This is a genomic window from Corynebacterium sp. HMSC077D03, from assembly GCF_001808545.1.
Taxonomy (GTDB): Bacteria; Actinomycetota; Actinomycetes; order Mycobacteriales; family Mycobacteriaceae; genus Corynebacterium; species Corynebacterium simulans.
Map to the genome: position 1 here is coordinate 39,450 of NZ_KV793653.1, position 8,585 is coordinate 48,034.

Below are 8,585 nucleotides of genomic sequence, written 5' to 3' on the forward strand. Positions count from 1 at the left end.
ACTAGGAAATTGGAAAAGGGTTGGCCGCCTATTTGCCCAATTTTTTAAAGTTTGGGGGTAAAACTTATTAGCCCCGGATTGTATTTATTCCAGGGCATGATATCGGCCGTTGCTTTGCTTGGGTGCTCACGTTTCCCGCGGCATACAGGCTTATTGTCTAAAAGGTGTGCCCTATTTTAGGGTCAAACTATGCGCAAAATATGCAGATTCATGGCAGGTAGAATGTGGGGGTAGCTCAAGGGCAGGTAGCTAGCTGGCTAGCTAGGGCGTCATGTTCGGCCTGTGTTACCCACAGTCCGTAGATAGCTTTAACTTCAATGATTTTCTGCGCGTAGGTGCAGCGGTATTCCTTGCTTGGCGGCAGCCAGGTTGCTGCGTCGCCTGCGGATTTCTGCTGATTAAGTGGGCCGTCGACCGCGAGGAGGTTGCGCGGGTCGTTGGCAAAGTCGCGGCGCTTTTCTGGTGACCATTCTTGGGCGCCTTTTTGCCAGGCGTCGGCAAGCGGCACGATGTGATCAATCTGTACCAACTCGGAGGTGCCTTGCCCGCGCTGGAAGCTGATCTCAGTGTCGGAATAGGGATCGTGCAGCGTACCTGTCAGGACCACGCAGTCATGAGTGTTTTCTTTGAGCGTGATATCTACGAGGTCACGGCGCAGAATGTCGTTTCGCGTATCGCAGCCGTTGTGGCCAAATTCCACTGTGACATCGTCAGACCACGCCTGCCCGAACTGCTCACGTTCGTAGTCAGTCTTTGGCGCGCGGCCCTTAACCGGCAGAGCGTTGAGCTGTTCTGATGCTGGATTTGGTGCAGGTGTCGCAGGGGGTTCGGGTGCTGCCGAAGCTGCGTCTGAAGCTGTTGCTGGAGCCGGTGCCGTGGGGTTGTTGGGTATATTGTCCAGACTATCGTTTGCAGTGGTTGTGGGCGCAGTCGCTGAGGTGGACGAAGTCGGGGCGTCGAGAGTTGCGCCAAAGATGACGAGAGCTACGACGATGAGGTTGAGGATGCCGACTATGTAGTACGGGCGAAAAGGGGAGCGGGCTGCCATGATGGGGATGATTTTAGCGGCTAGACTGGCGCCGGTAATGAGTATCGATAGGTTCTTTGATGAATACACGCAACAGCGCGGGATTGTCCGCAGTGCGCTTGTGGTTCCGGCGAGTGCATGCGAGATTTATGCAGAGGTAGAGCCCGAAGGTCCTGCCGGGGAAGGCGTGCGCCGGGGCCAATCGCGCGTGGAACTAAAGCGTGCTGAAGAGCTAGTTTCCCAGTTCTTGGGTGATTTCTAGCCGCATTTCACAGGCGAACGCTTGGTCAACCACCTAGACGGCGAACCCTTCGCGCTGTCATTTTCAGGCCAGGGCTATGCCTGGCTTCCCAATCTGCAGGCGGAAGAGGTCCTCGAGCCACTCGCAGACGATCTCGCCGCCGCCCAGGTTGGTGTGCTTAGCCCTGGGAAAGGATAAAAACCTTTAGGACCGCGGTTTAGGGAGGGCACCCCAGCTTGTGGGGTAGCCCTCTTCTTGTGTGTCGTTCGCGCAAAACGGGGGTGAAATTCGCCGCGAAAGTGCCAGCGTGTTCCGTCTGAAACGATAAAGATGCAGGTCATGGGGTTTGAGTAGCTGCTTGCGGTGGGGCACTATGCAAGAGTGAAGTTCAACGTTAAAGCAAACAAGATTGTGGGAACTGTGGCTTTGGTAGTCGCACTTGGGGGATGTTCGGCTACTGGTGGTGCCCCGCGTGCTGACGAAGAAGGCGGCCTCGCCGGGGGAGTGGACACCGAGCGCATCGTGGTGTCGATGATCTCCCACGGCGCCCCCGGTGATACCTACTGGGACTTGGTCCGCAAGGGCGCCGAGGACGCTGCCAAGAAAGACAACATCGAGCTGCGCTACTCCTCCGACCCGCAGGCACCGAACCAGGCTAACCTCGTCCAATCCGCCATCGATTCCGGCGTCGACGGCATCGCCGTAACCATGCCGAACGCGGGCGCCATCGGCCCAGTGGCCAAGAAAGCTTCCGAGGCTGGAATTCCCACCGTCGGCCTGAACGCCGGCATGGATGAGTATCAAAAGTACGGCATGAGCGCCTTCTTTGGTCAAGAAGAAAAGGTTGCTGGCAACAAGGCGGGCGAGCGCCTGAAATCCCAGGGCGCGAAGCACACGCTGTGCGTTATCCACGAGCAAGGCAACAAGTCCCAGGAGGACCGCTGCGCGGGTCTCAAGAAGGGGCAGGGCAGCAAGGTGGAACTGCTCTACGTCAACGGTCAGGATCTCACCGCCGCGCAGTCCACGCTGAACGCGAAGCTCGCTCAGGATAAGTCCATCGATTGGGTCATGGCGCTCCAGGCGCCCGTCGCGCTTCGCGCGGTCGACGCTATTGCCGACGCCGGTGCATCCGCCAAGGTCGCCACCTTCGATACCAACGCTGAGCTTGTCGACGCCATCGCCCAAGGCGACGTCGCCTGGGCCGTGGATCAGCAGCCTTATATGCAGGGCTACCTCGCAGTTGATGCGCTGTGGCTTGCGCACCGCAATGGTTCGACCGTCGGCGGTGGACGCCCGGTCTATACCGGCCCATCCTTCGTTGACGAGAACAACGTCGACGTGATTTCTGAATCTGCGAAGGAAGGCCTGCGATGACAGTTCGGACCACGCAAGTAGCAAACACCGCGGCTAAAGATGCGGCAAAGGGTGCGGAAAATACGGCGTCGCCAAGCGCGGATGGAAGGCTGCACAAGCGCAGCCTGGGTACGAGAATCATGCGCCGCCCCGAGCTGGCCAGCGTGCTCGGCGCGCTCGTCATCTTCGCGCTGTTTATGGCAGTCGCGCCCTCGTTCCGCTCGATGGAGGCCTTCTCCACGGTGCTCTATGCCAGCTCCACGCTCGGCATCGTCGCGCTCGCCGTGGGTCTTTTGATGATTGGTAACGAGTTTGACTTATCGTCCGGCGTTGCCGTAACCACTGCGGCGCTGGTGGCCACCATGCTCAACTACAACCTGCACCTAAACTCCTGGGTAGGCGCGGGGCTCTCGCTGCTGGTCGCGCTTTCCATCGGTGCCTTAAATGGCCTGCTTGTGGTGCACACGAAGATTGATTCCTTCCTTATCACTCTCGCTGCTTTCCTAATGTTGCAAGGCTTAAACCTCGCAGTGACGAAGCTGATTACCGGCCAGGTTGCCACCCCGTCCATTGCGGATATGGAGGGCTTTCCCACAGCGCAGACCATATTCGCCGGGACCATCCACATCGGTACACTCAGCATTCGTGCCACCGTCTTGTGGTGGATTTTCTTCGTGGCGCTGGCCTCCTTCGTGCTGTACAAGACCCGCTTTGGTAACTGGGTCTTTGCCGTCGGCGGCGATGCAGAAGCAGCGCGCGCGGTAGGCGTTCCGGTGCGCCGCGTGAAGGTGATTTTGTTTATGCTCGTCGGCTTCGCCGCATGGTTCGTCGGCATGCATACCCTCTTTGCCTTTGACTCCATCCAGGCGGGCCAAGGCATTGGTAACGAGTTCCTCTACATCATCGCGGCCGTCATCGGCGGCTGCTCCATGACTGGCGGGCGCGGTACGGCCGTGGGCACCGCTATTGGTGCAGTCATTTTCGGCATGACCAACCAAGGCATCGTGTATGCCGGCTGGAACCCGGACTGGTTCAAGTTCTTCCTCGGCGCCATGTTGCTGTTTGCGGTGCTGACCAATAGTTCCGTGGCTAATTTCAACAAGCGAAAGTAGGGCAGACCATCATGACTACTACAGCTATTGAGCTGCGTGAGATTGAGCAAACATTCGGCAACTTTCAGGCGCTGCGCGGGATTTCCATGAAACTGGTCCCTGGCACGGTCACGTGCGTGCTGGGCGATAACGGCGCCGGCAAGTCCACGCTGATAAAAATTTTGTCCGGCCTGAACACTCCAACAGGCGGGCAGCTGCTTGTCGACGACGCGCCCACCACCTTCTCTAACCCCCGCGACGCGTTGGACGCGGGCATTGCCACCGTCTATCAAGACTTGGCACTTGTGCCGCAGCTTTCGGTTTGGCGTAACTTCTTCTTAGGCCAAGAGCTCACGGGCCGTTTCGGCGGCCTGCAGGAGAATAAGATGCGCGCCATCGCCCGCGAGCAGCTGGCGCAGATGGGCGTGGAGCTGCCCGACATCGACGTCGAGTTGGAGGCGCTTTCCGGCGGGCAGCGCCAGGTGGTCGCGATTGCCCGCGCCATCTACTTCGGCGCGCGCTACATCGTGCTGGACGAGCCGACTGCGGCACTAGGCGTCAAGCAATCCGGCATGGTGCTGCGCTTTATCGCGGCGGCCAAGCAGCGCGGCATGGGCGTGGTCTTTATTACCCACAACCCGCAGCACGCTTACCTGGTGGGAGATCGCTTCGTGGTCTTGAACCTTGGCGAGGTGGCACTGAACGCTGACAAGGCCGACGCGAGCGTCGAAGAGCTGACGAAGTGGATGGCCGGTGGCGCAGAGATGGAAACCCTCAAGGCGGAGTTGGCCAGCTAGAATAAGCGGCCATGAGCCAAGCAACCTTCGCCGTGGGCACGGACCTCGTTTGTATCTCCGAGTTTGCCCAGCAGCTGGAGCTGCCAGGCACTCGCTTCGAGGGCGTCTTTAGCCCCACGGAGTTGCGCGTGGCAGCGACGAAGCCGAGTCCACAGCGCCGCGCTGAGCATTTGGCCGGACGCTGGGCGGCAAAGGAAGCCTTCATCAAAGCGTGGTCGCAGGCCCTCTATGGGCGCCCGCCGGTGCTTGCGGAAGATGAGGTGCGTTGGGCAGAAATTGAGGTCCAGCCCGATGCCTGGGGCAGGGTAGCTATCTCGCTTAAAGGCGCAATCCGCGAGCGCGCCGCAGCCAGCCTGGGCCAGTTTTTCACCTCGCTGAGCATTAGCCACGATGGTGATTACGCCACTGCGACGGTGCTGCTGCAGATTGCTTCAGCTGGTTAGCTCGTCGCTACAGCGAAGAGATAGGCGATGAGCATGCGCTTGATTTCGCGCACGACGTCATCAAAGCTCTCTGGCTCCCCCGAAGCCGCGTAATTGAGCATGGAGACCACCGTGTGCACCAAGAAACCGGAAAGTTCGATGCGTTCGTCATAGCTCATCTGCTGGGCAAGCGGCTCCAAGATATCCGCCAAGGGCTTGAGCATCTGCAGCTCGGTATCGGCGGCGGTAGCGCGGGGGGCAGGGGTGGATTGCACCGCATGCCAGACTGCCCGGCGCGAAGGATCCTCACGCCACATACGGGCCAGATGGTCGATGAACTCGTCCAAGAAATCCGGCCACTGCAGGGCCGGGACATGCTCGGAGAAGCGGCGGATTTCCTCCAGGTTGCCCGCGGTATCTTGGCGGTCTAGTTCGCAGATGAGCACGTATTTATTGGCGAAGAACTGATACAGCGTGCCGATGGGAACCTCGGCGCGCCGGGAGACTTCGTCGAAGGTGAAGGACTCAAAGCCGACGTCGACAAGCACGCTTCGCGCAGCCTTGAGGATTCGATTGAACTTCTCGCGGCTGCGTGCTTGGGCGGGGCGCCGGCGGGGAACCAGCAGCTCTGTGTCCTGCTTAGTGCTCATCTGTTTGTTTAGGAAAGACCCTTCATCACGCGAGCCACGTGGCCGGTGGCCTTGACGTTGTAGAGTGCCTGGACGATGGTGCCATCGGCCTCGACCAAGAAGGTGGAGCGGATAACGCCCTGGACTACCTTGCCGTAGTTCTTCTTCTCACCAAATGCGCCGTATGCGCTCATGACCTTTTTGTCAGGATCTGAAAGCAGCGGGAAGTTCAGCTCGTGGTCTGCGCGGAACTTGGCCAAGGCCTCCGGCTTATCAGGGGAGATGCCAACGACGGCAATGTCTAGACCATTGAGCTGCTCGAAAGCATCCCGGAAGTCACAAGCCTCCTTGGTACAACCCGGGGTATTAGCGCGCGGGTAGAAGTACACAAGCACGCGCTTTCCTGCGTAATCGCTAAGGCTGACGGAGTTGCCTTCGTCATCGCTCAAAGTAAAGGTGGGGGCAGTATCTCCGATTTCCAAACGCTTTGCTTCAGTCATGCCCTCAACCATACCGTGCACACCGGCGGGCAAACACTGTAGACTTATTCTTTGATTGACTCGGTGGAAGCTGAGCCATTAACGCCATAAATGCGAAAACAAATTCAGGAGTTACAACGTGGCACGCGACATTAACGACATTCAGCGCGACATCGAGCGCACCCGCCGCCAGCTGGCTAGCACCCTCGACGAGCTCGCGGATCGCAGCAAGCCGCAGAACTTGGTTGATGACGCAAAGGGCGCCGCAACCGAGAAGCTGCAGGACCGCAACGTACAGATGGCACTCGCCGGCGTTGGCGCAGCAGTAGCTGGCCTTATCGCTTTTTCTGTATTCCGTTCCAAGCGTCGCAAGAACGACCTGAAGGAACTGCAGCGCCTGCTCGCTGAGCGCCGCTAACTCGGCGCGGATTTAACCGCTTTTAGCTGACCTTTGCCCCTGCCTCTAGCAGTTCGGCAAAGGTCTTTTTTGCGCGCTCTTCGCTCACCGGCGCGCAGTAATTTTCTAGAACGTTGACGCCAAAGCCCTCTTTTAATGCATCGAGAGCGGTGGCGCGCACGCAGTGATCGGTGGCAATCCCCACGATGTCGAGGCCCTTTACGCCACGGTCGCGCAGCCACTGCGCGAGGCTTGCTCCATCGTCGGTGCACTCGGCCTCAAAGCCGGAGTAGGCAGCGGTGTAGGCGCCTTTGTGGAAGTAGGCGTCGATGGGGGCGTCGGCAAGCGCAGCGTGCATGGCCGCACCCTGGCTGTCTGCAACGCAATGCACAGGCCAGGTATCGATGAAATCCGGCTCGGTGGCAAAGTGCCCCTCCGGCTCGATGTGCCAATCCTGCGTAGCCACGACGACGTCATACGACGCTTCACGCACAAGCTTTGCGATGCCGCGGGCTACCGCATCACCGCGACTCGTTGCGAGGGCTCCGCCGGGGCAGAAGTCATTTTGTACGTCCACAATCACAAGAACCTGAGGAGTGCTGTTCATGCGGGCCAGCATAGTCATCCGTAAGCTAGAGCGAGATGAAAACACCAATTCCTTTTTACTTACGGGAAATCCTTGACCATGTCCGTGATGATAAACGCGGAAAAGTAGCGGACTATATTCCAGAGCTTGCGGTTGCGAACCCGGACTACCTAGGCGCAGCGATGTGCACCACCACTGGCCATGTTTATTGGGCAGGTGATGCAGATATCGAGTTCACCATGCAGTCCATCTCCAAGCCTTTTGTGTATGCGCTTGCATTGCAGGAGCTGGGGCTGGAAGCGGTGCGCTCGATTGTGGGAATGGAGCCTTCCGGTGAGGCCTTCAACGAGTTGTCTTTGAACCGCGACGACCACCGCCCGGTCAACCCGATGATCAACGCGGGCGCAATTGCGGTCACGCAGCTCATCAACGGCGTGGACTCGGGCGTCGATGAACGTGTTGAGCGTATCCGCAGCTACATGTCTCGCCTGGCGGGTCATGAGCTGCATATTGACGAAAGCGTTTCCGGCTCTGAGCTTGAAAACGCGGAACGCAACCTCGCGCTCGCGCACATGCTGCGCAATTACAACATTATTGAGGATGAAGCCCACGATGCGGTGCTGACTTACACCCGGCAGTGCTCTATCCGCGTGACAGTCAAAGACCTCGCGGTGATGTCTGCGACGCTGGCTAACGGCGGCCGTCAACCGATAACCGATGACAAGATCCTAGATGCCGACGTTTGCCGCCTCACGCTGGCGCTGATGAGCTCGGCAGGTATGTACGACGGCGCGGGTCGCTGGATGGCGGAGGTCGGCATTCCGGCGAAGTCGGGCGTGGCAGGTGGCCTACTGGGTACGCTGCCGGGCCAGCTGGGTGTGGCTACCTTCTCGCCGCGTCTGAATGAGGAGGGCAATTCCGTGCGCGGTGTGGAAGCCTTCAAGCTTTTGTCTAAGGACATGGGGTTGCACCTGATGTCCACTGAGGAGCGCTATGGCGTGCAGCCAATCCGCCGCATCGTGGACGAAGATACCGCGACGGTTATCTACCTGCAGGGCGTGCTCAACTTCAACGCCGCGGAAACCGTCCTGCACGAGTTGGAGCGCTATGACCTGAGCACCGCCAAAGTGGTCTTGGAGCTTTCCAATGTCACCGCGACTAACCGCATGGGGCGCCGCATGTTGAAGGAGGGCCTGCGCCGCATCCGCGAGTCGGGCTTCGATATCGAGCTGGTGGACCCAGACCACGAGCTCGAGGACCTCAAGATGTCTGACGGCACCGAGGTTCCAGTTGGCGACCCGGAGGACTATCAGATTGCGGGCGAGCCAATCTAACGCTTTCTGTGGCGTGGTGCTGCCTCCTCCTGCGCCCGCAGTGGCAAATGGTGAGGTCGCCCCGCAGTCAATGGGGCGCGTGTTAACTGGTGGGGCTGGTGACGGCTGACCTCACCATCCTTTCCTCACCATTTGGAAAATCGACCTCACCATCTAGGTTGCCGGCTTTTGGAGTCCAGGCGGGTGGCCGATTCCGGCGAGGGATATACGACAAAAAGTGTGTCTTTTT

The 8,585-nt window shown here is 59.1% G+C and carries 12 protein-coding genes; 8 read left to right on the forward strand and 4 right to left on the reverse strand.

Going from position 1 to position 8,585, the window contains the following annotated elements:
• Window positions 1–235: 235 nt before the first annotated feature.
• A complete protein-coding gene (locus tag HMPREF2888_RS00900) occupies window positions 236–1,048 on the reverse strand; it encodes an HNH endonuclease family protein (protein WP_061924348.1) in 813 nt (270 codons plus the stop codon).
• 37 nt (window positions 1,049–1,085) lie between these two features.
• Here HMPREF2888_RS00900 and HMPREF2888_RS00905 point away from each other — a divergent pair, with 37 nt between their 5' ends.
• The 6 genes from HMPREF2888_RS00905 to HMPREF2888_RS00925 all read left to right on the forward strand — a co-directional run bounded on the left by HMPREF2888_RS00905 (window position 1,086) and on the right by HMPREF2888_RS00925 (window position 4,952).
• Entirely contained in the window at window positions 1,086–1,289 is a 204-nt protein-coding gene (locus HMPREF2888_RS00905; protein ID WP_141741026.1) for a hypothetical protein, read from the forward strand.
• A 21-nt stretch (window positions 1,290–1,310) separates the two neighbouring features.
• Window positions 1,311–1,466: a hypothetical protein gene (locus HMPREF2888_RS12805; RefSeq protein ID WP_158510293.1), complete on the forward strand. Its 156-nt coding sequence runs from the start codon at window positions 1,311–1,313 to the stop codon at window positions 1,464–1,466.
• Window positions 1,467–1,649: 183 nt separating this feature from the next.
• The gene (locus tag HMPREF2888_RS00910) at window positions 1,650–2,642 is read left to right on the forward strand and encodes a substrate-binding domain-containing protein (RefSeq protein ID WP_061924340.1); all 993 of its coding nucleotides are present in this window, start codon (window positions 1,650–1,652) and stop codon (window positions 2,640–2,642) included.
• Window positions 2,639–3,733, forward strand: a complete 1,095-nt coding sequence (locus HMPREF2888_RS00915; RefSeq protein WP_371326261.1) for an ABC transporter permease — start codon at window positions 2,639–2,641, stop codon at window positions 3,731–3,733. The genes HMPREF2888_RS00910 and HMPREF2888_RS00915 overlap by 4 nt, the downstream gene beginning before the upstream one ends.
• An 11-nt stretch (window positions 3,734–3,744) precedes the next feature.
• On the forward strand, window positions 3,745–4,509 hold the full coding sequence (locus HMPREF2888_RS00920) for an ATP-binding cassette domain-containing protein (protein WP_061924336.1): 765 nt from the start codon (window positions 3,745–3,747) through the stop codon (window positions 4,507–4,509).
• Between the two features lie 11 nt (window positions 4,510–4,520).
• The gene (locus tag HMPREF2888_RS00925; RefSeq protein ID WP_061924333.1) at window positions 4,521–4,952 is read left to right on the forward strand and encodes a holo-ACP synthase AcpS; all 432 of its coding nucleotides are present in this window, start codon (window positions 4,521–4,523) and stop codon (window positions 4,950–4,952) included.
• Here HMPREF2888_RS00925 and HMPREF2888_RS00930 read toward each other — a convergent pair.
• Window positions 4,949–5,581 (reverse strand): TetR/AcrR family transcriptional regulator, encoded by a 633-nt coding sequence (locus tag HMPREF2888_RS00930; RefSeq protein ID WP_070518067.1) that lies wholly within the window; start codon window positions 5,579–5,581, stop codon window positions 4,949–4,951. The genes HMPREF2888_RS00925 and HMPREF2888_RS00930 overlap by 4 nt on opposite strands.
• 8 nt (window positions 5,582–5,589) lie before the next feature.
• Window positions 5,590–6,060, reverse strand: a complete 471-nt coding sequence (gene bcp, locus HMPREF2888_RS00935) for a thioredoxin-dependent thiol peroxidase (protein ID WP_061924446.1) — start codon at window positions 6,058–6,060, stop codon at window positions 5,590–5,592.
• A 118-nt stretch (window positions 6,061–6,178) separates the two neighbouring features.
• On the opposite strand from bcp, the gene HMPREF2888_RS00940 reads away from it, so the two are divergent.
• Window positions 6,179–6,457: a DUF3618 domain-containing protein gene (locus HMPREF2888_RS00940; RefSeq protein ID WP_061924326.1), complete on the forward strand. Its 279-nt coding sequence runs from the start codon at window positions 6,179–6,181 to the stop codon at window positions 6,455–6,457.
• Window positions 6,458–6,479: 22 nt separating this feature from the next.
• Here the strand turns inward: HMPREF2888_RS00940 and HMPREF2888_RS00945 are convergent, their stop codons facing one another.
• A complete protein-coding gene (locus HMPREF2888_RS00945; RefSeq protein ID WP_061924443.1) occupies window positions 6,480–7,043 on the reverse strand; it encodes an isochorismatase family protein in 564 nt (187 codons plus the stop codon).
• 35 nt (window positions 7,044–7,078) lie between these two features.
• Between HMPREF2888_RS00945 and HMPREF2888_RS00950 the strand changes: the two genes are divergently transcribed.
• On the forward strand, window positions 7,079–8,356 hold the full coding sequence (locus HMPREF2888_RS00950) for a glutaminase (RefSeq protein WP_061924324.1): 1,278 nt from the start codon (window positions 7,079–7,081) through the stop codon (window positions 8,354–8,356).
• Window positions 8,357–8,585 lie beyond the last annotated feature (229 nt).